At 46.4% G+C, this 25,951-nt stretch carries 22 protein-coding genes and 1 riboswitch; of the genes, 14 read left to right on the forward strand and 8 right to left on the reverse strand.

The window, feature by feature from the left end; all coding sequences use genetic code 11:
* Positions 1-18: 18 nt before the first annotated feature.
* Positions 19-1,005, reverse strand: a complete 987-nt coding sequence (locus tag TM_RS00275) for an ABC transporter permease (RefSeq protein WP_004082548.1) — start codon at positions 1,003-1,005, stop codon at positions 19-21.
* 318 nt (positions 1,006-1,323) lie between these two features.
* Between TM_RS00275 and xynA the strand changes: the two genes are divergently transcribed.
* On the forward strand, positions 1,324-4,503 hold the full coding sequence (xynA, locus tag TM_RS00280; RefSeq protein WP_004082550.1) for an endo-1,4-beta-xylanase XynA: 3,180 nt from the start codon (positions 1,324-1,326) through the stop codon (positions 4,501-4,503).
* Positions 4,504-4,558: 55 nt separating this feature from the next.
* A complete protein-coding gene (locus tag TM_RS00285; protein WP_004082552.1) occupies positions 4,559-5,098 on the forward strand; it encodes a carbohydrate binding domain-containing protein in 540 nt (179 codons plus the stop codon).
* A 46-nt stretch (positions 5,099-5,144) separates the two neighbouring features.
* Here the strand turns inward: TM_RS00285 and TM_RS00290 are convergent, their stop codons facing one another.
* Complete coding sequence (locus TM_RS00290) at positions 5,145-5,591, reverse strand: hypothetical protein (protein ID WP_004082554.1); 447 nt, start codon at positions 5,589-5,591, stop codon at positions 5,145-5,147.
* A gap of 11 nt (positions 5,592-5,602) precedes the next feature.
* On the reverse strand, positions 5,603-6,958 hold the full coding sequence (gene uxaC / locus TM_RS00295; RefSeq protein ID WP_004082556.1) for a glucuronate isomerase: 1,356 nt from the start codon (positions 6,956-6,958) through the stop codon (positions 5,603-5,605).
* Between the two features lie 101 nt (positions 6,959-7,059).
* Here uxaC and TM_RS00300 point away from each other — a divergent pair, with 101 nt between their 5' ends.
* From TM_RS00300 to uxuA, 5 genes are all read left to right on the forward strand, one after another.
* Entirely contained in the window at positions 7,060-7,800 is a 741-nt protein-coding gene (locus tag TM_RS00300; protein WP_004082558.1) for an IclR family transcriptional regulator, read from the forward strand.
* Between the two features lie 68 nt (positions 7,801-7,868).
* Positions 7,869-8,480 carry a bifunctional 4-hydroxy-2-oxoglutarate aldolase/2-dehydro-3-deoxy-phosphogluconate aldolase gene (locus TM_RS00305; RefSeq protein WP_004082560.1) on the forward strand — a complete coding sequence of 204 codons (612 nt, stop codon included), beginning with the start codon at positions 7,869-7,871 and terminating at the stop codon, positions 8,478-8,480.
* Complete coding sequence (locus tag TM_RS00310; protein ID WP_004082562.1) at positions 8,477-9,496, forward strand: sugar kinase; 1,020 nt, start codon at positions 8,477-8,479, stop codon at positions 9,494-9,496. Before TM_RS00305 ends, TM_RS00310 begins: the two co-directional genes overlap by 4 nt.
* A gap of 12 nt (positions 9,497-9,508) precedes the next feature.
* Positions 9,509-11,128 carry a D-mannonate dehydrogenase UxuB gene (uxuB, locus tag TM_RS00315; protein WP_004082564.1) on the forward strand — a complete coding sequence of 540 codons (1,620 nt, stop codon included), beginning with the start codon at positions 9,509-9,511 and terminating at the stop codon, positions 11,126-11,128.
* On the forward strand, positions 11,125-12,207 hold the full coding sequence (gene uxuA / locus TM_RS00320; RefSeq protein ID WP_004082566.1) for a mannonate dehydratase: 1,083 nt from the start codon (positions 11,125-11,127) through the stop codon (positions 12,205-12,207). The genes uxuB and uxuA overlap by 4 nt, the downstream gene beginning before the upstream one ends.
* A 21-nt stretch (positions 12,208-12,228) precedes the next feature.
* Here the strand turns inward: uxuA and TM_RS00325 are convergent, their stop codons facing one another.
* Positions 12,229-13,272, reverse strand: coding sequence for an endo-1,4-beta-xylanase (locus TM_RS00325; protein ID WP_004082568.1), 1,044 nt, complete (start codon positions 13,270-13,272; stop codon positions 12,229-12,231).
* Positions 13,273-13,491: 219 nt separating this feature from the next.
* Here TM_RS00325 and TM_RS00330 point away from each other — a divergent pair, with 219 nt between their 5' ends.
* The 7 genes from TM_RS00330 to axeA all read left to right on the forward strand — a co-directional run bounded on the left by TM_RS00330 (position 13,492) and on the right by axeA (position 22,638).
* Complete coding sequence (locus tag TM_RS00330; protein ID WP_004082579.1) at positions 13,492-15,369, forward strand: ABC transporter substrate-binding protein; 1,878 nt, start codon at positions 13,492-13,494, stop codon at positions 15,367-15,369.
* Positions 15,370-15,445: 76 nt separating this feature from the next.
* Positions 15,446-16,453, forward strand: a complete 1,008-nt coding sequence (locus TM_RS00335; RefSeq protein ID WP_004082581.1) for an ABC transporter permease — start codon at positions 15,446-15,448, stop codon at positions 16,451-16,453.
* 16 nt (positions 16,454-16,469) lie between these two features.
* A complete protein-coding gene (locus TM_RS00340; protein WP_004082583.1) occupies positions 16,470-17,324 on the forward strand; it encodes an ABC transporter permease in 855 nt (284 codons plus the stop codon).
* 1 nt (position 17,325) lies between these two features.
* On the forward strand, positions 17,326-18,333 hold the full coding sequence (locus tag TM_RS00345; protein ID WP_041426669.1) for an ABC transporter ATP-binding protein: 1,008 nt from the start codon (positions 17,326-17,328) through the stop codon (positions 18,331-18,333).
* Complete coding sequence (locus TM_RS00350) at positions 18,320-19,282, forward strand: ABC transporter ATP-binding protein (protein ID WP_004082591.1); 963 nt, start codon at positions 18,320-18,322, stop codon at positions 19,280-19,282. The genes TM_RS00345 and TM_RS00350 overlap by 14 nt, the downstream gene beginning before the upstream one ends.
* A gap of 37 nt (positions 19,283-19,319) precedes the next feature.
* A complete protein-coding gene (locus TM_RS00355; RefSeq protein ID WP_004082594.1) occupies positions 19,320-21,656 on the forward strand; it encodes a glycoside hydrolase family 3 N-terminal domain-containing protein in 2,337 nt (778 codons plus the stop codon).
* A 4-nt stretch (positions 21,657-21,660) separates the two neighbouring features.
* On the forward strand, positions 21,661-22,638 hold the full coding sequence (gene axeA, locus TM_RS00360) for a cephalosporin-C deacetylase (protein ID WP_004082599.1): 978 nt from the start codon (positions 21,661-21,663) through the stop codon (positions 22,636-22,638).
* On the opposite strand, the gene TM_RS00365 is transcribed toward axeA, so the two are convergent.
* From TM_RS00365 to fliW, 4 genes are all read right to left on the reverse strand, one after another.
* A complete protein-coding gene (locus TM_RS00365; protein ID WP_004082601.1) occupies positions 22,621-23,391 on the reverse strand; it encodes an ABC transporter ATP-binding protein in 771 nt (256 codons plus the stop codon). The two genes, axeA and TM_RS00365, sit on opposite strands and share 18 nt — an antisense overlap.
* Before the next feature lies 1 nt (position 23,392).
* Positions 23,393-24,361 carry a FecCD family ABC transporter permease gene (locus tag TM_RS00370; protein ID WP_004082603.1) on the reverse strand — a complete coding sequence of 323 codons (969 nt, stop codon included), beginning with the start codon at positions 24,359-24,361 and terminating at the stop codon, positions 23,393-23,395.
* Complete coding sequence (locus TM_RS00375) at positions 24,358-25,251, reverse strand: cobalamin-binding protein (RefSeq protein WP_004082604.1); 894 nt, start codon at positions 25,249-25,251, stop codon at positions 24,358-24,360. Before TM_RS00375 ends, TM_RS00370 begins: the two co-directional genes overlap by 4 nt.
* Before the next feature lie 53 nt (positions 25,252-25,304).
* Positions 25,305-25,489, reverse strand: a riboswitch (cobalamin riboswitch).
* Between the two features lie 10 nt (positions 25,490-25,499).
* Positions 25,500-25,949 (reverse strand): flagellar assembly protein FliW, encoded by a 450-nt coding sequence (gene fliW / locus TM_RS00380; protein ID WP_004082606.1) that lies wholly within the window; start codon positions 25,947-25,949, stop codon positions 25,500-25,502.
* Positions 25,950-25,951: the final 2 nt, after the last annotated feature.

Raw genomic sequence — 25,951 nt, forward strand, 5'->3', positions numbered from 1 at the left:
TTCCACACACCTATCACCTCATTCGAATCTTATTCTGGGATCGAGCCAGGCAAGTAAGATGTCGGATATGAGAGTTCCTATGATCGTGAAGACACTCAGTATCAAAACGAGACTCCCTGCGAGGTACATATCCTGGGAAGTGAGTGCGTCAAGAAGAAGCGTACCAACCGTGGGAAGGTTCAAAACGATACCCGTCACAACTGCACCTGAGACTATCTGAGGAAGTGCCCACCCAGCAGTGGAAGCAAAAGGAATGACGGCAACTCTCAACGGGTACTTCCAGACGAGTTCTCTCTCAGGTACTCCTCTTGCTCTCGCTGCAACCACATAAGGCTTGTTTATTTCATCGAGGAGATTCGCTCTCAAAACCCTTATGAGACCGGCCATGCTTCCCGTTCCCAGGACAACTACTGGAATCCAGATGTGCTTCAAGAGATCAACAAATTTGGCCCACGACCAGGGAGCACCGGCATATTCCGGAGAAAATAGTCCACCTAAACTAACACCGGTCGTTACAAACATGAACCACAAAAGAATCAGTGCGAGGAGGAAGTTAGGTGTAGCGAGTCCTATATAACCAAGCACGGTAAAAACATAATCACCGATAGAATACTGATGCGTTCCAGAATAAACACCTATTAAAAATCCGAAAACCCACGCGAAAGCCGTTGAAAGAACGGATATCAGTATTGTCCACCAGACCCTCTGATTCAACAAATCACTGACAGGTTTTTCCCACATGAAAGAGTATCCGAAGTCACCTTTCGTAATGATGTTGCCGATCCAGTAAAAGTATCGGACTATCACTGGTTTGTCCAGACCATACCTTTTCTTCAGAACTTCCAGAGCCGCCTGATCGATGGTCTCTCCACTTTGCCTGAGCGTCATAACATATGTGGTGAGATAGTCTCCTGGAGGAAGTTCGATGATGATGAAAGAAACAATAGAGATAACGAACAACAAAGGAATGGCGTAGAGAACTCGTTTTGCTATATAAGCGAGCACCCAGTACACCTCCTCGAAAATTGTTTTCGAAATCAGAAGTTACAATCGCGGGTTACATCGTTCCTTCTTGGAATGAATTCTACACTATCACATCAAAAGAAATCAAGCACCATTAACGGCGATTACACCACATTAACTTCGAATAGCAGAAATTATTGCAGAATATCTTCGTTTTTCTAATTTGAAAGTTCCTTTCACAATAATGGTATAATTTCTTATCGAAGAAGCTCAATTTTTTCTTTACAAAAAATAACTTTAGGGTGATATAATTTCCCAAAAGAAGGTTGGTTAATTTTATGCAGGGAGGTGTGTGAATCTATGCAAGTCAGGAAGAGACGGGGTCTTCTGGATGTTTCAACCGCCGTACTGGTGGGGATTTTAGCGGGTTTTCTCGGTGTCGTACTGGCAGCATCGGGTGTTCTGAGTTTCGGGAAAGAAGCCTCCTCTAAGGGAGATTCTTCTCTCGAAACAGTTCTTGCTTTGAGTTTTGAAGGAACAACAGAAGGTGTGGTCCCATTTGGAAAAGACGTTGTTCTCACAGCTTCTCAGGATGTAGCAGCAGATGGTGAGTACTCTCTAAAGGTCGAGAACAGAACCTCCCCATGGGATGGGGTAGAAATCGACCTGACCGGAAAGGTAAAATCCGGAGCAGATTACCTTCTTTCCTTCCAGGTCTATCAATCTTCTGATGCTCCACAGCTGTTCAACGTAGTCGCGAGAACAGAAGATGAGAAGGGAGAGAGGTACGACGTCATACTCGACAAGGTTGTCGTATCAGATCACTGGAAAGAGATCTTAGTACCGTTCTCACCCACGTTCGAAGGCACACCCGCAAAATACTCTCTCATCATCGTAGCGTCTAAAAACACGAATTTCAATTTCTACCTTGACAAGGTTCAGGTACTTGCTCCAAAAGAATCGGGCCCAAAGGTCATCTACGAAACATCCTTTGAAAACGGTGTTGGAGACTGGCAGCCCAGAGGAGACGTGAACATCGAAGCTTCATCTGAAGTGGCACATTCAGGTAAGAGTTCGCTCTTTATCTCCAACAGGCAGAAGGGCTGGCAGGGTGCCCAGATCAACTTGAAAGGAATCCTGAAAACAGGAAAAACCTACGCCTTTGAAGCCTGGGTCTATCAGAACTCCGGTCAAGATCAGACGATCATCATGACAATGCAGAGAAAGTACTCATCCGACGCGAGCACACAGTACGAATGGATAAAATCAGCCACTGTACCATCTGGTCAGTGGGTGCAGCTTTCTGGAACGTACACAATCCCGGCCGGAGTTACCGTGGAAGATCTCACGCTTTACTTCGAATCTCAAAATCCAACTCTCGAGTTCTACGTAGACGACGTGAAGATAGTGGATACAACTTCCGCAGAGATAAAGATTGAAATGGAACCTGAAAAAGAGATACCTGCTCTGAAAGAAGTACTAAAAGACTACTTCAAAGTCGGAGTTGCACTGCCGTCCAAGGTCTTCCTCAACCCGAAGGACATAGAACTCATCACGAAACACTTCAACAGCATCACCGCAGAAAACGAGATGAAACCAGAGAGCCTGCTCGCGGGCATCGAAAACGGTAAGCTGAAGTTCAGGTTTGAAACAGCAGACAAATACATTCAGTTCGTCGAGGAAAACGGCATGGTTATAAGAGGTCACACACTGGTGTGGCACAACCAGACACCCGACTGGTTCTTCAAAGACGAAAACGGAAACCTCCTCTCCAAAGAAGCGATGACGGAAAGACTCAAAGAGTACATCCACACCGTTGTCGGACACTTCAAAGGAAAAGTCTACGCATGGGACGTGGTGAACGAAGCGGTCGATCCGAACCAGCCGGATGGACTGAGAAGATCCACCTGGTACCAGATCATGGGGCCTGACTACATAGAACTCGCCTTCAAGTTCGCAAGAGAAGCAGATCCAGATGCAAAACTCTTCTACAACGACTACAACACATTCGAGCCCAGAAAGAGAGATATCATCTACAACCTCGTGAAGGATCTCAAGGAGAAGGGACTCATCGATGGGATAGGCATGCAGTGTCACATCAGTCTTGCAACAGACATCAAACAGATCGAAGAGGCCATCAAAAAGTTCAGCACCATACCCGGTATAGAAATTCACATCACAGAACTCGATATGAGTGTCTACAGAGATTCCAGTTCCAACTACCCAGAGGCACCGAGGACGGCACTCATCGAACAGGCTCACAAAATGATGCAGCTCTTTGAGATTTTCAAGAAGTACAGCAACGTGATCACGAACGTCACATTCTGGGGTCTCAAGGACGATTACTCCTGGAGAGCAACAAGAAGAAACGACTGGCCGCTCATCTTCGACAAAGATCACCAGGCGAAACTCGCTTACTGGGCGATAGTGGCACCTGAGGTCCTTCCACCACTTCCAAAAGAAAGCAGGATCTCCGAAGGCGAGGCTGTGGTAGTGGGGATGATGGATGACTCGTACCTGATGTCGAAGCCGATAGAGATCCTTGACGAAGAAGGGAACGTGAAGGCAACGATCAGGGCGGTGTGGAAAGACAGCACGATCTACATCTACGGAGAGGTACAGGACAAGACGAAAAAACCAGCAGAAGACGGAGTGGCCATATTCATCAACCCGAACAACGAAAGAACACCCTATCTGCAGCCTGATGACACCTACGCTGTGCTGTGGACAAACTGGAAGACGGAGGTCAACAGAGAAGACGTACAGGTGAAGAAATTCGTTGGGCCTGGCTTTAGAAGATACAGCTTCGAGATGTCGATCACGATACCGGGTGTGGAGTTCAAGAAAGACAGCTACATAGGATTCGACGCTGCGGTGATAGACGACGGGAAGTGGTACAGCTGGAGCGACACGACGAACAGCCAGAAGACGAACACGATGAACTACGGAACGCTGAAACTCGAAGGAATAATGGTAGCGACAGCAAAATACGGAACACCGGTCATCGATGGAGAGATAGACGAGATCTGGAACACGACAGAGGAGATAGAGACGAAAGCGGTGGCCATGGGATCGCTTGACAAGAACGCGACAGCGAAAGTGAGGGTGCTGTGGGACGAGAACTACCTGTACGTACTTGCAATCGTGAAAGACCCCGTTCTGAACAAAGACAACAGCAACCCGTGGGAACAGGATTCCGTGGAGATCTTCATCGACGAGAACAACCACAAGACAGGATACTACGAAGACGACGACGCACAGTTCAGGGTGAACTACATGAACGAGCAGACGTTTGGAACGGGAGGAAGTCCAGCGAGGTTCAAGACAGCGGTGAAACTGATCGAAGGAGGATACATAGTTGAGGCAGCGATCAAGTGGAAGACGATCAAACCCACACCGAACACGGTGATAGGATTCAACATCCAGGTGAACGATGCGAACGAGAAAGGGCAGAGGGTCGGTATCATCTCCTGGAGCGATCCCACAAACAACAGCTGGAGAGATCCTTCAAAGTTCGGTAACCTCAGGCTCATCAAGTGAGGGGGGAGATTTCCCCCTCCTTATTTGATCATAATCTTAAGGGGGTAGATAGATCATGAAGAAATGGTTTTTGATGAGCGTGCTGGGAGTTTTCGCTTTTCTGATCATCCTTTCAGGATGTGTCTCTGCACCTGGTACGGGAGGAGCATTGAACAAGGTTCTAAAGGTAGAAACGGGTGATCAAGGCTGGAAAACGGCATGGTTCTATGGTATTGGGAACTACATCAACGCAGATGCAACCTACACCTACAGCGTCAGAATCTACCACGAAGAAGCCACATCTGTGAAGTTCAACCTCACGTTGAAGACAACAACAAATCAGTACAAATCCATATTCTGGGGAAGAGAAGTGCTACCCGCAACATGGGTGACGATCGAGGCAACCTACACGTTGAACTCCTCTGATGGAAATCCCTCGGACATCTACATCGAACCTCAGACCCCCGGTATCACCTTCTACCTCGACGACTTCGTGATCAAAGATGAGAGTGGCAAAGTTGTTTTGAAAACTGATTTCGAAGACGGTACAGAACAGGGCTGGTCAGGTAACAACGCCACTGTTTCGGTTGTGTACGATCCTGCTCAATCTCAATGAGCTGAGACATCAAAAAACAACCCCCGCTCGTGCGGGGGGTTATTCTTCATACACTGTGTAGATACTCATTTTTCAAATATCTGGAGGAAACGAAAATAAGAAGAGATCCACCGATGAGCTTCAGGAGGTAGATGATGATTTCCGGTAATCCCAACTTATAACCGACCGAGAAGAAAAATGGAGCCTGAAACCCTGCCCAAACAAACATGAGGATTCCTGAAACTGTGAGAACCGCCCTTAGAAGATCCTTCATACTACTTTCCACTTTTTTCCTGAAGTAACTCTCACTGAATATGAAAAATCCAAGGAACGCGATGCCCAAAACTATCACAACGAATTTGTCCACAGCGTTTATGGTTTGTAAACGAGCACTTGTGAGTCCAAGCAAGGTGAAGAAGAATCTTCTACCTTCCATGAATATCACGTAAAATCCAAGAACACTCGTCACTGCAAGAAAGAGATAGGCCAAAACGTAATTGAAAATTTTTTTCATAATTTCCCCCCTCATCCAAAGAAGAGAGCTTTCGGGCCATCGTAACTAACGTGCTTCACGAGTTCTCTTGCTTCCTTAATAGGAATCTGCCCCTTTTCAACCATCTCTCCCACCACATTCGAAAGAACCCTCCTGAACATCTCTGTTCTGGAACCGAAGGAGAGAAGTTTTCTGGAATCTGTGACCATTCCCGCAAGGTTGTACAGAAGATCGACTGAAGCGAGGTATTTCAGGTGCATCTCCATGCCAAATGGACTGTCGTTGAACCACCATGGAGCACCGACATAAACATTCGGAAAAGCACGTGCAATGGTGGATATCGTTGGAAGATGCGTGGGATCGAGTACATAGAGAACGATCTTGAGCTTTCCGTCGAACTCGTTCAGAAAGTACCTCAGCCCTTCTGCGATTCTCAGAAAGTTCGTCGAAATATCTCCTCCTGAGTCCGGTCCGAGCGTTTTGAAAAGGCTGTCTCTATAATCTCTCAAAGCACCGATGTGAAGCTGTGTCACCCAGTTCGTTTCCTGGTTCATTTTCCCAAACTGAACCATCATAAAGGCCTTGTAATCGTTTATTTCATCCTGAGTGAGTTTCTCCCCACTGAAGGCTTTTTCATGAACTGCCCTTGCTCTGTTTTCGTCCACATAGTATACCGATGGCTCCAGGAGAGCATGGTCACTCGCCACACAACCATGCTCTTTGAAATGTTCGTGTGACTTCCAGAGCGCGTTCAGAAAACCATCGAGTGTAGAGGTGTCTTCACCGTAACGCTCCCCCATCTTCTCCACGTACTCTCTCCATCCCTCTTTGTCTACGTTCATTGCTCTGTCTGGTCTCCAGGTGGGAAGGATGGTAACACCTTCCACCGCTTCTTTTGCCTTCCTGTGATGTTCCAGAGTGGAAACAGGATCATCTGTTGTGCAAAGGATCTCCACCTTCATGTCTCTGAGAAGTTTCTGAGGTGTCATCTCAGGAAGCTTCTTTTTCGTTTCTTCCCATATCTCTTCTGCCGTCTCTTCTGAAATTACCTTCTTTATGTTGAACCTTCTCCAGAGATCAAGGTGTATCCACTCGTAGGTTGGATTTCCCACAAATCTTGGAAACACCTTTGCGAGGGCAAGCCATTTTTCTTTGTTACTTCTCGATCCAGTTATGTACTCTTCCGAAACACCACAGCGTCTCATGAGTTCCCACACATAATGATCTGTCGCACCCTCTACTTCCCAGATATCGTTCCAGGGTTTGTTCTCAACGATGTCTTTCGCATCCAGATGGTTGTGTGGATCCACAATGGGAAGATCCTTGACCTCATTGAACAATCGCACAGCTGCTCTGTTTGTCAGAAGGTAATCCTCTCCAAGAAACATACATCCACCTCCATTTGAAAATGGTTTTCTCAAAAAGAAAATCTTCATGGTATTATTATAATTGATTGTAGACAAAGAAGAAAATCAGGGAGGCAGAGAATTTGAATACCCTCAAAAAAGCCTTCGAAATACTGGATTTCATCGTAAAGAATCCTGGCGATGTAAGCGTTTCTGAAATAGCCGAAAAGTTCAATATGAGCGTTTCAAACGCATACAAATACATGGTTGTTCTCGAAGAGAAAGGGTTTGTTCTCAGAAAAAAAGACAAGAGATACGTACCGGGGTACAAATTGATAGAGTACGGTTCATTCGTTCTGAGGCGCTTCAACATTAGGGATATAGCTCACGACCATCTCGTGGATATCATGAAAAGAACGGGGGAAACAGTACACCTGATTTTGAAAGATGGCTTCGAGGGAGTTTACATAGACAAGGTGGAGGGTGAGCAGAGCATTCCTATGGTCTCAAGACTTGGTATGAAAGTCGACCTTTACTCCACAGCCTCTGGTAAATCCATTCTCGCCTTCGTTCCCGAAAAAGAATTGAAGGAATACCTGAAAATTGTGGAACTAAAACCAAAAACCCCAAACACCATCACGAATCCCAGAGTACTGAAGAGAGAGCTTGAAAAAATTAGAAAGCGAGGATACGCCGTAGACAACGAAGAAAACGAAATAGGTATCATGTGTGTGGGAGTTCCTATATTTGATCACAACGGATATCCGGTGGCTGGAGTGAGTATTTCCGGGGTTGCACGAAAGTTCACAGAGGAAAAAATAGAAGAATACTCCGATGTACTCAAAGAAAAGGCAGAAGAAATATCCAGAAAACTTGGATATTGAAACCCGCAGATTTATGGTTTTTGTTTTTTTGAAATATGATTAAATATCACATATCAGGAGGGATGAAGATGGAAGAGCTCTTCAAAAAACACAAGATTGTAGCCGTGCTGAGGGCAAACAGTGTGGAAGAAGCGAAAGAAAAGGCGTTGGCTGTTTTTGAAGGAGGAGTTCACCTCATCGAAATCACCTTCACTGTTCCAGACGCTGACACAGTCATCAAAGAACTCTCGTTCCTCAAGGAAAAAGGTGCCATAATAGGTGCAGGTACAGTGACGAGTGTCGAACAGTGCAGAAAAGCTGTAGAAAGTGGAGCAGAGTTCATCGTCAGTCCACACCTTGACGAGGAAATCTCTCAATTCTGCAAAGAAAAAGGTGTCTTCTACATGCCCGGTGTGATGACACCCACCGAACTTGTAAAAGCCATGAAACTCGGTCACACGATTTTGAAACTCTTCCCTGGAGAAGTGGTGGGACCTCAGTTTGTAAAAGCGATGAAAGGACCGTTCCCCAATGTGAAATTCGTGCCCACTGGAGGCGTGAATCTGGACAACGTGTGTGAGTGGTTCAAAGCCGGAGTCCTCGCTGTTGGTGTTGGAAGTGCGCTTGTGAAAGGAACACCAGACGAGGTGAGAGAAAAAGCAAAAGCGTTCGTAGAAAAGATCAGGGGGTGCACAGAATGAAGGTGGTAACTTTTGGAGAGATCATGTTGAGACTCTCACCACCAGATCATAAGAGGATCTTCCAGACAGACAGCTTCGACGTCACCTACGGCGGAGCAGAAGCGAACGTAGCGGCTTTTCTTGCTCAGATGGGACTCGATGCGTACTTTGTGACAAAACTACCAAACAACCCGCTGGGGGACGCTGCAGCAGGACATCTCAGAAAGTTCGGTGTGAAGACAGACTACATAGCAAGAGGTGGAAATCGAATAGGTATTTACTTCCTTGAGATAGGGGCTTCTCAGAGACCGAGTAAAGTTGTCTACGACAGAGCACACTCTGCCATTTCTGAGGCAAAAAGGGAAGACTTCGACTGGGAGAAAATTTTGGATGGTGCGAGATGGTTCCACTTCTCAGGAATTACTCCTCCTCTTGGAAAAGAACTTCCTCTCATCCTTGAAGACGCTTTGAAAGTCGCTAATGAAAAAGGTGTGACGGTGAGCTGTGATCTAAATTACAGAGCAAGACTCTGGACAAAAGAAGAGGCACAGAAGGTGATGATTCCATTCATGGAATACGTGGATGTTCTGATCGCAAACGAAGAAGACATAGAAAAAGTTCTTGGCATCTCGGTTGAAGGTCTCGATCTTAAGACAGGAAAACTGAACAGAGAAGCGTACGCGAAGATAGCAGAAGAAGTCACTAGGAAATACAACTTCAAGACGGTTGGTATCACTCTCAGAGAAAGCATATCCGCAACTGTGAATTACTGGTCCGTCATGGTTTTTGAAAATGGTCAGCCCCATTTCTCGAACAGATATGAAATACATATCGTGGACAGAGTGGGAGCCGGAGACAGCTTTGCAGGAGCTCTCATCTACGGAAGTTTGATGGGATTTGACTCGCAGAAAAAGGCCGAATTCGCGGCAGCCGCTTCCTGTCTCAAGCACACAATACCCGGGGATTTTGTGGTGCTCAGCATAGAAGAGATAGAGAAACTCGCGTCCGGTGCTACCTCCGGTCGAGTGGAAAGATAAGGAGGTGAAAACGTGCGTCTCAACAGGGAAACGATAAAAGATAGAGCGGCTTGGGAAAAGATAGGTGTCAGGCCTCCGTATTTCGATCTCGACGAAGTAGAGAAAAATACAAAAGAACAACCGAAATGGGTTCATTTCGGTGGTGGAAACATATTCAGGGGATTCGTTGCGGCAGTGCTTCAGAATCTCCTCGAAGAGGGAAAGGAAGACACTGGTATAAATGTGATAGAACTCTTCGACTACGAAGTCATAGACAAAGTTTACAAACCGTACGACAATTTATCGATAGCGGTCACAATAAAACCCGACGGAGATTTTGAAAAGAGAATCATAGCGAGCGTGATGGAAGCTCTCAAGGGAGATCCTTCGCATCCAGACTGGGAAAGAGCAAAAGAAATCTTCAGAAATCCTTCTCTTCAGCTCGCTTCTCTCACCATCACAGAAAAAGGCTACAACATAGAAGATCAGGCCGGGAACCTCTTTCCTCAGGTGATGGAGGACATGAAAAACGGTCCTGTCTCACCCCAAACATCGATGGGAAAAGTGGCTGCACTTCTTTACGAAAGATTCAAAGCGGGAAGACTTCCTATCGCTCTTCTCAGCCTCGATAATTTCTCAAGAAATGGCGAAAAACTCTACAGCTCTGTGAAAAGAATTTCCGAGGAGTGGGTTAAAAGCGGTCTGGTGGAAAAAGATTTCATTGATTATCTGGAAAAAGACGTTGCTTTCCCATGGAGTATGATAGATAAGATTGTACCGGGTCCTTCAGAATTCATAAAAGAGCACTTAGAAAAACTTGGAATAGAGGGAATGGAAATCTTTGTGACATCCAAGAGGACCCACATCGCTCCTTTCGTAAACATGGAATGGGCTCAGTATCTGGTGATAGAAGACAGCTTTCCGAACGGCCGGCCAAAACTCGAAGGAGCAGATAGGAACGTTTTTCTGACAGACAGAGAAACTGTTGAGAAGGCAGAAAGAATGAAGGTGACAACCTGTCTCAATCCTCTTCACACAGCGCTGGCCATCTTCGGTTGCCTTCTGGGATACAAAAAGATCGCAGACGAAATGAAAGACCCCCTCCTGAAAAAACTTGTAGAAGGTGTGGGAGAAGAGGGAATAAAAGTTGTGGTAGATCCTGGTATCATAAATCCAAGAGAATTCTTGAACGAAGTGATAAACATCAGACTTCCCAATCCGTATCTGCCAGACACACCGCAGAGAATAGCAACGGATACCTCTCAAAAGATGCCTATCAGGTTCGGCGAAACTATAAAGGCATACCACGAAAGACCAGATCTGGATCCAAGGAATCTGAAATACATACCACTTGTGATAGCGGGATGGTGCAGATACCTCATGGGAATAGACGATGAAGGAAGAGAAATGCAGCTCAGTCCAGATCCCCTTCTTGAGAACCTGAGGTCTTACGTTTCAAAGATAAAATTCGGCGATCCCGAATCCACGGATGATCATCTGAAACCGATCCTTTCCAGCCAGCAGCTTTTCAGAGTGAACCTGTACGAAGTAGGACTTGGAGAAAAAATAGAAGAACTGTTCAAGAAGATGATCACAGGGCCACGAGCTGTGAGGAAAACACTCGAAGAAGTCGTTGGGAGGGAAGATGGATGAAGCTTGTTTTCAGATGGTATGGTGAAAAACACGATACCGTGACACTGGAACAAATACGTCAGATCCCAGGAGTAGAAGGAGTCGTAGGGGCTTTGTTTGACATACCTGTGGGAGAAGTCTGGCCATTTGAGGAAATAATGAAGCTGAAAGAAACCGTTGAAAAAGCGGGATTGAAACTCGAAGTTATCGAGAGTGTGAACGTCCACGAAGACATAAAACTGGGTCTTCCCACAAGGGACAGATATATAGAGAACTACAAGAAAACGATCAGAAATCTGGCAAAGGCCGGTGTGAAGGTAGTCTGCTACAACTTCATGCCCGTATTCGACTGGATGAGAACGGATCTACACAAAAAACTCCCGGATGGCTCTGAAACGATGGAGTACGATCACCGTCTCATCGAAGGAGTAACACCAGACGAACTCATAAAACGAGTGAAAGAGGGCTCTCAGGGTTTCGTCCTTCCAGGATGGGAATGGGACAGGTTGGAGAAACTGAGAGAAACCTTCGAACTCTACAAGAACGTAGATGAAGAAAAACTCTTCGAAAACCTGGTTTATTTTCTCGAAAGAGTCATTCCCGTTTGTGAAGAGTGCGATGTGAAACTCGCAATACACCCGGATGATCCACCATGGAGTATTTTTGGCCTGCCAAGGATTATAACAAACAAGGAAAACATAGAGAGAATGTTGAAAGCTGTTGACAGCCCCTACAACGGAATAACGTTCTGCATGGGATCACTTGGAGCAAATCCTGAGAATAACATACCTGAGATGATAAGATACTTCGGAAAGATGGGCAGGATCCACTTTGCACACGTGAGAAACCTGAAGTTCACCGGTGAGAAGAGTTTCTACGAAACTGCACATCCTTCCTTCTGCGGTTCTCACGATCTCTTTGAAGTGATGAAAGCGTTTCATGACATAGGCTACGAAGGGTACATACGTCCTGATCATGGAAGACTGATCTGGGGTGAAAAGGCACGACCTGGCTATGGACTCTACGACAGGGCACTCGGTGCAACCTACATTCTTGGCCTCTGGGAAGCCATCGACAAAATGAAAAAGAGATACTGCTGAAAATAAGGGGGCATCGCCCCCTCATTTTCTTTCTTCTATCTTTTTCTCCAGCACCTCTTTTATCGCGTAATAACAAGGCTTGGGGTTGTAATTCTCATCGAAGAGCAACGCTTTCCCGTACCCTTTGAAAAAGCCGGGAACCCAGGAGTATTTGTCTGTGAATCCCCAAAACTGGATCGCTTTAACTGCAGGGTTGTCCAAGCATATATCGAAGATCTTCGCACAAACTTCAGCCTGTTTTTTCAAATAATACTCCTCCGAACCACTGAGAGGAATTCTCACATCCATCTCTGTGATGTATATTTGAAGACCGAGTTTCGCAAATCTCTCCAAATTCCTTCTGAAACTGTCATAATTGAGCCCTCTGTAGTCTATGTGCATCTGAAATCCTATTCCATCAACAGGTACTCCCTTTTCTTTCAGCTCTTTTATCATGTTGTAGACGAAGTTCGATTTTGCGTTGATTTCTTCTATGCTGTAGTCGTTGTAGATGAGAATCGCATCTGGATCGGCTTCTTTTGCCCATCTGAACGCTTTTTCAATGTATTCAGGACCGATCGTCTTGTACCACACGCTTTCCCTGTAGGTTCCAGAATCGCTCACCGCTTCGTTCACCACATCCCAGATCTTCACTCTACCTTTGAAATGAGACACCACCGTTTTTATGTGGTCTTCAAGAACGTTCAAAAGTTCTTCCTTTGTCCATTCTCTACCAGTGATCCATCCAGGAAGCTGGTTGTGCCAGACAAGAGTGTGTCCATGCACGATCATGTCGTTTTCTTCTGCAAACTCAACGTGTTTTTCAGCGGGAGTGAAATTGTATCTGTCTCTTTCTGGATGAATCGTATCCCACTTCATCTGGTTCTCAGGGGTCAGGATGTTGAATTCTCTTCTTGCAACTTCCATGTACTTTTCTGCGTCGGAAAGAGACCAAAAGTTGTTGATTGCGGCAAAACCAATATAGATGTTCAGCTTTTCTGCGAGTTCTCTCAGAGATACATTCTGAGAGCTGAAAACTGGAACACATCCCAACAAAAGGATCAACACAGAAGGTAATATTTTCATAACATGAAACCTCCTTCTCTATGATTTAACGAAAATATAATACCAGAAAGGAAAAAAGAGAAAAAAGAAGAAAAACGACAATATTTTGAAATAATCTTTTACAAGTGCAGATAACCTCCATTATCCCAAAAAAACGCACCTTGATTTTCTCGGAGATTTACATTAAAATATTTCCCGAAAGGAAAAAATATAACATACAATCAAGGGAGGTGAGTTTTCATGAAGAAGTTTCTTGTAGTTTTGTTCGTCGTTTCCATGTTCAGTCTGTTCTTTGCACAGCTTCCACCCAATATTCCGAGAAATGAGACTTTCATAGCACAGGTTTTGACCGGAAGAGCAGCCAACCCCACCAACTTCAACGTGTGGACAGGATGGGTTTGGCAAGACAGGGGTATCCAGAACCTGCTTCTGGAACCGCTCTGGTACGTGGATTTCGCAACTGGAAAGATCATAAGCGCACTTGCCGAATCTCTCCCGACCTACAATTCCGACTTCACAGAACTCACCATCAAACTCAGAAAAGGTGTATATTGGAGCGATGGAGAACCATTCACAGCGGATGACGTTGTGTTCACAATCGAAACAATCATGAGCACTCCAGCGTTTGGATACCATCAGGAACTGGTCAACGAGGTTGAAAGCGTTGAGAAATTGGACGACTACACTGTGAAAATAAAACTCAAAAGACCAAATGCCAGGTTCCACGCCTACTTCATCGACAGATGGGGCGGAATAAGACCTATGCCAAAACACGTTTTTGAGAAAGTAGAAGATCCCGTTAACTTTGAATTCAATCCACCCGTTGGAACCGGCCCATACGTGCTCCATTCTGTCGATCCAGGAGGCTACTGGACACTCTGGCAGAGAAGAGAAGACTGGGAAAGAACACCGACTGGTATGCTCTTTGGAATGCCACAGCCCAAGTACGTACTCTTCATAGATTACGGTTCCCCGGAAAAACAGGTTCTTGCCATGGCACAGCATCAGCTCGACGAAGCGATCCTCACGATAGAAGCGCTCAAAGCGGTTCTCAACAGAGTCAAAACAGCCAGAGCCTGGAGGAAAAACTTCCCGTGGACTGTGAACAACGATCCGTGTGTGACAGGATTTGTCTTCAACACGGCGAAAGAACCATTCAACAACATCGAAGTAAGATGGGCTCTCACACTCGCAATTGATATTGTTGAATACGCTGCCAACGCTTTCGACGGTGCCGTAACACTTTCGCCTATCCACATACCACTTTCAACCGCATACTACAACTGGTATTTCACAAGACTTGAAGACTGGCTCAAAAATTACGAAATCGATCTTGGAAACGGAGAAAAATTCAAGCCATACGATCCAGAAGCAGGCCTTAGGTTAGCAGAATATGCAAAGAAGAGAGGCTATTCTGTACCTGATAGTCCTGAAATAATTAAGAGAACTTTCGGACCTGGTTGGTGGAAGTATGCCCCCGATGTTGCTGCAAAGCTTCTGGAAAAGAACGGATTCTACAGAGATAAGAATGGAAAATGGCATCTGCCGAATGGAGATCTGTGGCAGATAACGATAATTGCCCCCACCAATCCATCTGATCCTGCTTACAGAAACGCATTTGCTCTCTCCCAGGCGTGGAAGAAATTCGGAATAGATGCGGTCGTTCAGACTTCCGAAAATGCAAACTCGTTTGGTGCGGAAGGTAACTTCGACGTTCACACCGCATGGCCAGCTGCAGAACCCTGGGGTGGTCATCCAGACCTTTACAGGACACTCTATCCATTCCATTCTGAGTACGTTGTTCCAATAGGTGAAGATGCACCATGGGGTAACTACTGCAGATGGTCCGATCCAAGGCTTGACAAAATAATCGAAGAACTCAAGAACACGCCATGGGGTAACACTCAAAAACTCATAGAACTCGGTACCGAAGCTCTTAAGATAATCGTTGAAGGACTTCCAAGTGTTCCAACATTCAACTATCCTGGTGTTATCGCATGGGATGAATACTACTGGACGAATTATCCTGGAGCAGAAAATCCATACACACAACCTTACCAGCACTGGCCGAACTTCAAGTACATGCTTCCGTTCTTGAAACCTACCGGCAGAAAATAATGATGTAAAATATTTTCAAACAGGGGGCCGGGGGGACAACCCCCGGTCCTTTAAAGAGAAAAGGAGGGCAGATACCTTGAGCTTTGTAAGGAGATACCTGCTTCCAAGATTGATAACTTACTTTCTCGTAGTTTTTGTGGGTTTAACGATTGTGTTTTTCTTGCCGAGATTTCTTCCGAGCGATCCAATACAGGCTTACATCGATCGACTCATAACACAGGGAGGAAATTTGAATCCAGAGTACTTCAACAAACTTGTGGAAACGATCAAGGAACTTTATGGTTTGCAGGGAAGCCTGTGGAATCAGTACGTCAACTTCTGGAAAAGACTTTTAAAAGGCGATTTTGGTCCTTCATACTTTCAGTTTCCAACTCCTGTGATGAAATTAATAAGACAATCACTGCCCTGGACTGCCTGGCTCTTGTTTGTAACGACTGTCATTTCCTGGATCATAGGAAACATTCTTGGAGGACTCGCAGGATACTTCTCTGACAAAAAATGGGTGAAGATTCTCGATGGTATTGCGATGGTGATAAGACCGATGCCGTACTACATCCTCGCACTCGGACTTTTGATCCTACTTGCGTATATATTCCCCATCTTTCCAATCGGCGGAGGTTTTGCAATAGGAATGAAATTCACCTTCAGCTGGGAAAACCTGCTGATACTCCTAAAACATGCTTTCCTTCCAGCTCTTTCTTTAGTTCTAATAGGTGTGTTTTCCTGGTTTCAAGCCATGAAGCTTGTGGTTCAAAGTGTGAAAACAGAAGACTACGTGAAATACGCAAAGATGGGAGGAGTAGAGGAGAGAAGAATCGTTCGAAGATATGTCATAAGAAACGCTATGTTACCACAGATAACGGGTCTTGCTCTCTCTCTGGGACAGATCTTTGGAGGTGCTTTGATCACAGAGATCGTGTTCTCCTATCCCGGTATTGGATCTCTCCTTTATAATGCCATTTTCACAGGTGATTACAATCTACTGATGGGTATAAGTACCCTCTCCATACTTCTCGTCACAACCAGTATACTCGTTATAGACCTGCTGTATCCACTTTTCGATCCAAGGGTGAGATACAGATGAAAAAGGAGTGGAAAGAATGCAGGTGTTGAAGGATCTGTTGAGAGATACACGTTTCAGATTCGGTTTCATAGTTCTTCTGGTACTTTTGACTCTCTCTATCCTGTCTTTCTTTTCACCGTACAACCCGTACCTGTGGAATCAGGTCCCGAGGGATCTTCCACCCCATTGGCCTCACATATTGGGAACCAACTCGATGGGACAGGACATTTTCTGGAAACTCACTTTCGCTGTGAGAAACTCACTTGTCATGTCACTGATCGCGGGACTTGTATCGAGAATCATAGCCATGATCGTTGGTATGATAGCCGGATACAAAGGAGGAGCCGCAGATAGGGTCCTGACATTTCTCAGCGATTCTTTCCTTGTGATACCACTTTTCATAATAATAGTTCTGGTTGCTTCTATTGTAAAGGGACGTTTGAGTCTTCCCATGCTTGGTCTTCTCCTTGGAGTCTTTGGCTGGGCATGGGATGCGAGAGTGATCAGGTCTCAGGTTTTGAGTTTGAGGGAAAGAGATTTCACCTACACTGCTCTTCTCTCTGGATCAAAAGCCCTTTCGATTGTTTTCAAAGAGTACCTGCCGTTTCTGATACCGCTCATATTCGCCACTCTCATAGGTAACATGTCCTGGGCAATTGGAATGGAGATCACACTCGCGATACTGGGTGTGTCGAACCTGGACATACCCACACTCGGTACCATGCTTCAATGGTCGATAAACTACCAGGCCCTTCTACTGGGATACTGGTGGTGGGTGCTGACTCCTGTTTTAACGTCTATCTTTTTGTTCATAGCGCTGTACTTGATTTCCATCAGCATCAGTGAGTATCTGGATCCGAGGATGAGGATACAGAGAATAGGACAGGCATGAGGTGATAGCGGTGGAAGTGTTGAGAACAGAAAATCTCAAATCTTATTACATTCTGGACATATTCGGAAAAAAGAGAGTAGTGAAGGCAGTGGACGACGTGAACATCTCGATCATGGAGAACGAGATATACGGTATCGCAGGAGAGAGCGGATGTGGAAAGAGCACTCTTTTGAGAGCTCTCTTTGCTGCAATAGAACCACCACAGAGAATAGTGGGAGGAAAAGTCTTGTACAGAGAAAACGGAAAAGAAGTGGATGTTTATTCCCTGAGCGATGAAGAGAGAAGAAGGCTCAGATGGAGTTTCATTTCTTACGTTCCACAGGGATCGATGAGCGTTCTCAACCCCGTTGTGAAGATAAAAGAGACCTTCAAAGACTTCATAGAGAGCCACACGACCGGAAAGACGAAAGAAGAAGCCTACGAGATGGCAAAAGAACACATAAAAGAGCTTGGCCTTCCGATAGAAATTCTCAATGCCTATCCACACCAGCTATCCGGTGGAATGAGGCAGAGGGTGACGATCGCCCTTGCAACTGTTCTGTCACCGAAGGTGATCATAGCAGACGAACCAACGACCGCTCTCGACGTTGTAACTCAGAGAGGTGTGGTCCAACTTCTAAAGGAGATACAATCTTCAAGACAGAACACCATCATCCTTGTCACACACGATATGGGGGTCCATGCGAACGTGACAGACAGGATAGCGATCATGTACGCAGGAAAGATCATAGAAGAAGGGAAAACAGAAGAGATCTTTGAAAACCCCATGCATCCCTACACGAAGTATCTGATCTACTCGCTTCCAAAGTTTGGAGACAAAGGAAGGAGAGAAAGCGCTCCTGGAAGTCCTCCATCACTCGCCGATCTTCCACCAGGATGCAGTTTCCATCCAAGATGTCCACATGCGTTCGACAGGTGTAAAAAAGAAGTACCCCCTCTCAAGGAATACCTGCCGGGCCACAGAGTTGCATGCTGGTTAGTAGAGGAGGGAAAGAATGCCGCTTCTTGAGATAAAAAATCTGACGAAGATCTTCACCATAGGGAGTATCTTCTCCAGAACGAGGATAGTGGCTGTAGACAACGTGAACTTCGATATAAACGAAGCAGAGATCTTCACCCTCGCTGGAGAGAGCGGCTGTGGAAAGACCACGACCGCCAAGATCATCCTCGGCTTTGAAGAACCCACCTCCGGTGAGATCATCTACAAAGGAAGAAAGATCGATCGTGTGCATCAGAACGAAAAGGAAAGAAGAGAGCTTCTAAAAGAAATACAGGCAGTCTTCCAGAATCCGTTCTCCACGTTCAACCCCCTCAGGAAGGTGGACAGGTACTTCTATGAGACACTCTTCAACCTTGGCATAGCGGATACAAAAAAGAAGGCAGAAGAGATCATCAAAGAGAAACTCTCCGCAGTCGGTATCTCCTTTGAAGAATTCTCCGAGAAGTACCCAAGTGAGTTCTCGGGAGGTCAGCTTCAAAGAATTTCCATCGCAAGGGCGCTTCTCACGAATCCTTCTCTTCTTGTCGCAGACGAACCCGTCTCGATGGTCGACGCTTCTTTGAGAATGTCGATCGTGAACCTCTTCAAGGATCTCAAAGAACAGTACGGTGTGAGCGTGCTCTACATCACCCACGATCTCACAACGGCCTACTACGTCTCTGACAGAATCGCCGTCATGTTCAGAGGAAACATAGTGGAACTGGGACCTGCAGAGAAAGTTCTCATGGAACCAAAGCATCCATATACCCAGCTTTTGAGGGAATCCGTCCCAGAGCCGGATCCGAAGAAAAAGTGGGACATCAGGATAAAACTGTCCGAGACAGAGCAGGCAGAGTATCTGAGACAGGGCTGCAAGTTCGCAGGAAGATGTCCAAAGGCCATGGATATATGCAGAAAGGAGCCTCCTCCATATTTTGAAGTTGATGGTGTGCAGGTGAAGTGCTGGTTGTACAGATGAGCTTTATGGTTTCAATAACGGATGAGGAGGGAAAAATATGGAACTGTACAGGGATCCTTCGCAACCCATCGAAGTGAGAGTGAGAGATCTTCTTTCCAGAATGACGCTGGAAGAGAAAGTGGCCCAGCTTGGGTCTGTCTGGGGTTACGAACTGATAGACGAGAGGGGAAAGTTCAGTAGAGAAAAAGCAAAAGAACTCCTCAAAAATGGTATAGGCCAGATCACAAGGCCTGGTGGATCAACGAACCTTGAACCTCAAGAAGCCGCGGAACTTGTGAACGAAATACAGAGATTTCTTGTGGAAGAAACACGCCTTGGAATTCCTGCGATGATACACGAAGAATGTCTCACCGGTTACATGGGACTTGGAGGAACCAACTTCCCTCAGGCGATAGCAATGGCGAGTACATGGGATCCAGATCTCATAGAAAAAATGACCACCGCCGTCAGAGAGGATATGAGAAAGATAGGGGCACATCAGGGTCTCGCACCTGTTCTGGATGTCGCAAGAGATCCAAGGTGGGGGAGAACAGAAGAGACGTTCGGAGAATCTCCCTATCTGGTGGCGAGGATGGGAGTCTCTTACGTGAAAGGCCTCCAGGGGGAAGATATCAAAAAAGGTGTCGTTGCCACAGTGAAACACTTCGCCGGATACAGCGCTTCTGAAGGTGGAAAGAACTGGGCACCAACGAACATTCCGGAGAGGGAATTCAAAGAGGTCTTTCTCTTTCCGTTCGAAGCGGCCGTTAAAGAAGCGAATGTGCTTTCTGTGATGAACTCCTACAGCGAAATAGACGGTGTCCCATGTGCAGCGAACAGGAAACTCCTCACAGACATTCTCAGAAAAGACTGGGGATTCGAAGGAATCGTCGTTTCTGACTATTTTGCTGTGAAAGTTCTGGAAGATTATCACAGAATAGCAAGGGATAAGTCAGAAGCCGCAAGACTCGCACTTGAAGCGGGGATAGATGTTGAACTTCCGAAGACAGAATGTTATCAATATTTGAAAGACCTTGTTGAAAAAGGCATCATCTCCGAAGCTTTGATCGACGAGGCAGTCACCAGGGTGCTGAGGCTGAAGTTCATGCTCGGGCTCTTCGAAAATCCCTACGTTGAGGTGGAAAAAGCAAAGATAGAAAGTCACAGAGACATCGCACTCGAGATAGCAAGGAAATCCATTATCCTTCTCAAGAATGATGGAATTCTGCCTCTTCAGAAAAACAAAAAAGTTGCCCTGATCGGACCGAACGCGGGTGAGGTGAGAAATCTCCTCGGAGATTACATGTACCTTGCACACATAAGGGCTCTCCTCGACAACATAGACGACGTCTTTGGAAATCCTCAGATCCCGAGAGAAAACTACGAAAGACTGAAGAAGAGCATAGAAGAACATATGAAGAGCATTCCGAGTGTTCTCGATGCCTTCAAAGAAGAAGGGATCGAATTCGAATATGCAAAAGGCTGTGAAGTGACAGGGGAAGACAGAAGCGGTTTCGAAGAGGCGATAGAAATTGCAAAGAAATCCGACGTTGCCATCGTTGTCGTAGGGGACAAATCTGGACTCACCCTTGACTGCACAACCGGTGAGTCCAGAGACATGGCAAACCTCAAGCTTCCAGGAGTCCAGGAAGAACTCGTCCTCGAAGTTGCAAAGACAGGAAAACCCGTCGTTCTTGTCCTCATCACGGGAAGACCCTATTCACTCAAAAACGTCGTCGACAAGGTGAACGCGATCCTTCAGGTGTGGCTTCCTGGAGAAGCGGGAGGAAGAGCGATCGTTGACATCATCTATGGAAAGGTGAATCCCTCTGGAAAACTCCCGATCAGCTTTCCAAGAAGCGCTGGTCAGATTCCTGTCTTCCACTACGTCAAACCATCCGGGGGAAGGTCTCACTGGCACGGAGACTACGTGGATGAGAGCACAAAGCCTCTCTTCCCGTTTGGGCACGGTTTGTCTTACACGAAGTTCGAGTACAGCAACCTCAGAATCGAACCGAAGGAAGTGCCACCGGCCGGCGAAGTGGTGATAAAGGTGGACGTGGAAAACATCGGAGACAGAGACGGAGACGAGGTGGTTCAACTTTACATCGGTCGTGAGTTTGCAAGCGTCACAAGGCCTGTGAAAGAGCTGAAGGGCTTCAAGAGGGTTTCTTTGAAGGCGAAAGAGAAGAAGACTGTTGTGTTCAGGCTTCACATGGACGTGCTCGCCTACTACAACAGAGACATGAAACTCGTGGTTGAACCCGGTGAGTTCAAAGTGATGGTGGGAAGCTCTTCTGAAGACATCAGACTCACAGGTTCTTTCTCCGTCGTCGGTGAAAAAAGAGAAGTGGTGGGAATGAGGAAATTCTTCACGGAAGCCTGCGAGGAGTGAAAAAATGGCCTTCTTCGATTTACCACTCGAAGAACTGAAGAAATATCGTCCAGAGCGGTACGAAGAGAAAGACTTCGATGAGTTCTGGGAAGAGACACTCGCAGAGAGCGAAAAGTTCCCCTTAGACCCCGTCTTCGAGAGGATGGAGTCTCACCTCAAAACAGTCGAAGCGTACGATGTCACCTTCTCCGGATACAGGGGACAGAGGATCAAAGGGTGGCTCCTTGTTCCAAAACTGGAAGAAGAAAAACTTCCCTGCGTTGTGCAGTACATAGGATACAACGGTGGAAGAGGATTCCCTCACGACTGGCTGTTCTGGCCTTCTATGGGTTACATATGTTTCGTCATGGATACTCGAGGTCAGGGAAGCGGCTGGCTGAAAGGAGACACACCGGATTACCCTGAGGGTCCCGTTGACCCTCAGTATCCAGGATTCATGACAAGAGGAATACTGGATCCCAGAACTTACTACTACAGACGAGTCTTCACGGACGCTGTCAGAGCCGTTGAAGCTGCTGCTTCTTTTCCTCAGGTAGATCAAGAAAGAATCGTGATAGCTGGAGGCAGTCAGGGTGGCGGAATAGCCCTTGCGGTGAGCGCTCTCTCAAAGAAAGCAAAGGCTCTTCTGTGCGATGTGCCGTTTCTGTGTCACTTCAGAAGAGCAGTACAGCTTGTGGATACGCATCCATACGCGGAGATCACGAACTTTCTAAAGACCCACAGAGACAAGGAAGAAATCGTGTTCAGGACTCTTTCCTATTTCGATGGAGTGAACTTCGCAGCCAGAGCGAAGATCCCTGCGCTGTTTTCTGTGGGTCTCATGGACAACATTTGTCCTCCTTCAACGGTTTTCGCTGCCTACAATTACTACGCTGGACCGAAGGAAATCAGAATCTATCCGTACAACAACCACGAGGGAGGAGGCTCTTTCCAAGCGGTTGAACAGGTGAAATTCTTGAAAAAACTATTTGAGAAAGGCTAACGGTCTTCCTGTGACAGGATGTTCAAGTACCACGAATTCCGTTTCGAATGTATTCCGGAGCACCTCTTCGGTCACCACCTCTGGGGGTGCTCCGGTTTTTATCATCTCACCGTTTTTCATAACGCCTATTCGATCACACAGAGCAGATGCCACGTTTATGTCGTGGAAAACGGAGATGATGGTTTTTCCCGATTCTTTCAACCTTTTCAAAACGTTTCCCACAAGACTCACGTTGTTGTAATCCAGATGGGCTGTGAGTTCATCGATGAGCAGGATTTCCGTGTCCTGCACAATCGCTTTCGATAGCACAACCTTCCTGCGCTCTCCAGAGCTCAATGTCCAGAAGTTTCTGTCGACAAATTTCAGTGTTCCGGTTAGCTCTAGGCTTTTCAGGACTATCTCCTCATCCTTTCTGGATGTTCCACTCAGAAGACTCAAGTGTGGAAGCCGTCCCATCTCGACTATCTCTTTTACAGAAAAGTCGTAGGAAGGAAAGAAATCCTGAGAAACGAGGGTTACTATCTTCGCCATCTCTTTTCTCGAAGTCTCCCACGGTATCCTACCGAGGAGCTGAACCGTTCCTTTCTGAGGACGAAAAATCCCCACAAGGATCTTTAAAAGAGTAGTCTTTCCGGAACCGTTCGGTCCGATGATACCGAAGAACTCCCCTTTTTTCACAGAAAGATTTATGTTTTTCAGAGAGAATCCGCCTCTGTATTGGAAGAACAAATTTTCAATCCTCACAATCTCCACTTCACACACCTCTTTTCATGAGGAAAGCAAGGAAAGGTGCTCCAATCAACGCCGTTACAACGCCAACTGGAAGCTCCGTGGGCGAAAAGAAGGTTCTTGCTGCCGTGTCGCAGAGTGTGAGAAGAACTCCTCCCACGATCAAACTCGAAAGGACGGACTTCAGAAAATTCGGACCAACGAGGTAGCGAGAGATGTGAGGAACTATGAGACCGACGAAACCGATAACACCACTTCTGGAGACCAGAAATGCCGTGATGAGATTTCCAAAAAGAAAAGTGACAACCTTCAATCTCTCAACGCTGACTCCAAGGATGAACGCCTCTTCCTCTCCAAGTGCCATGGCGTTCAGATGTTTGGAGAAGATCAAAGAGTAAAGTAAAAACGGGATGACGACCATCAGATAGAAGAGAACATCCTCCCACGTACTCCCTGAAAAGCTTCCAAAGAGCCACATAGAGATGGTGGTTACATTCCTTTTCAAAAGAACGATCGTCATGTAAGTGAGAGAGCTGAACAACGTACTTACCACCACTCCAGAAAGCACGATGGTTGTTACCGGAAAGCGGCCCTCTTTCCTTGCAATGAGAAGGGTCAAGAGCGACGCTATCATAGAGAAACCAAAGCTGAGAAGTGGAATTCTGTATATCCAGGAGATTCCGAGGGTTTCAGCGAGGTAAAACGACACAACAGTACCGAAAGATGCACCCGAGGAGATTCCAAGGAGATACGGATCAACAAGAGGATTCTTCAAAAGATTCTGAAACGAATTTCCCACGATCGAAAGACCGGCTCCAACCAGAAAACTTGCCAGAACCCTTGGAATTCTGAGAGAAAGAATCCTTTCGACCCCGGGGTTTTCTTTCAAACCAAAGAGGACCCCCAACACTTCAAGGGGGTCCAAAGGCACACTTCCAAAGAAGATTCCAAGAAGAAAACTGAGTATCAGTATCGGAAAAACGAGTTTTCTCACTCACCTTTTCCTCCGTAGAAAAATTCATAGAACAAATCGAGGAGTTCAAACACATCGGGAGAAGGTTGAGAGGCCACGTTTCCGTCCACTGCGAAGACTCTTTTGTTCTTCACTGCGTTTATTTCTTTGAAAGGTTCAAAATTGAGTATTTTCTTTATCTCTTCGTTCTCCGTTCCAGGGATGTAAACTCCAACTATTATCACATCAGGATTTTGAGACACAACATACTCAATAGAAAGCTGTGGCCAGCCGTTTGGCCCTGCGATTCCAGAGGCAATGTTCACCCCGCCCGCCAGAGAGATGATCTCGTTGAGATAGGATCCCATACCACACGTCCAGATCTCCTTCACATCAGGACCGGGAGATGAGATCAGGTAGAGTACCTTGGGACGCTTCGATGGAGGAACGTTGTAGGTCTTCTTTCCTATCTCAAGCATTTTTTCTCTCAGCTTTTCCGATTTCTCCAGAGCAAGGTCTCGACGATCAAAGATTGTTCCAAGAAGGACCACGTCTCTAATGATGTCATTGAGAGAATTCGGATTCACAACAAGGACCTTTAAGCCTGCTTTCTCAAGTTTTGGAACTTCGGGAAGCTGGAATCCGCCGAACATCAGAACGAGATCGGGATTCAGACTCACCACCTTTTCAATGTTCACAGGAACCATCGCACCGACTTTTTCAGCTTCGTAGCTGTCGTAATCTGTGACTCCAACGATTTTGTCTTCCAGTCCGAGGAACACAAGAAACCTCGTTGCGGCGGGAGACAGACTGACCACCCTTTCGGGTGCGGATGTGATCTCAACCACTCTTCCCGCATTGTCCACAACCGTTACGGCGAGCGCAACAGCGGTGACAAAGAGAAGGATCAAAGAAACCAGTTTTCTGAACACTTCCATCCCTCCCTGAAAAAGAATATTCCCACCTTCCTGGTGCCGAGGAAGGTGGTTCCCCTTCACCGCGGGCGGGTTTCCCGGCTTCCGGATCATCCTACTCCCCGCGCCTTCCCAGGGTGATCGCCCCAGTGGCGTTCTGCGGGTTTCGTCCCCGGTCACGGTGGCGGCCCCGCGCCGGATTTTCACCGGCTTCCCCTTTGAACCCCGAAGGGTACCGCACGGTGAGGGAGGCTTCTATTTGAAAATCATACCACAGTCTTTGAACGCTCTATCTCTTCGGAAAGGAGGTGTCTCAACTGGTAATCTTCGTTCTCCAGTATCGTTTGAATTCCCTTCTTTTTCTTTTGATTCAAAATTATCGGTGCCCTGAGATTTATCGTGGTCTTTTCCGGTTTTCCTGGGGGAATCGTTAACACACAGAAGAAAAGGAGCGCTTCCTGATTTTCGGCTTCGATCTCCTCGAGATCTTCACTTGGCACTGCGGGATCGTAATCGGCTCTCACGAGCTTTGGATCCACAACGGGAAGTCCCACTTCCGAATCCTCGAGTGAAAGCAGCCATCCTATGGGAAAGGTTTCCTGAGGAAAAACGAGTGCGAACTTTCGCAGATGTTCGAATCCGGGGATTCCTTTTTCGAACGTGAAGATACTTTCATCCGAAATTTCTATCTCCCCGAGTTTGGTTTTGTAAACCACGT

Origin of the sequence: Thermotoga maritima MSB8, from assembly GCF_000008545.1 — a bacterium.
Lineage (GTDB): Bacteria > Thermotogota > Thermotogae > Thermotogales > Thermotogaceae > Thermotoga > Thermotoga maritima.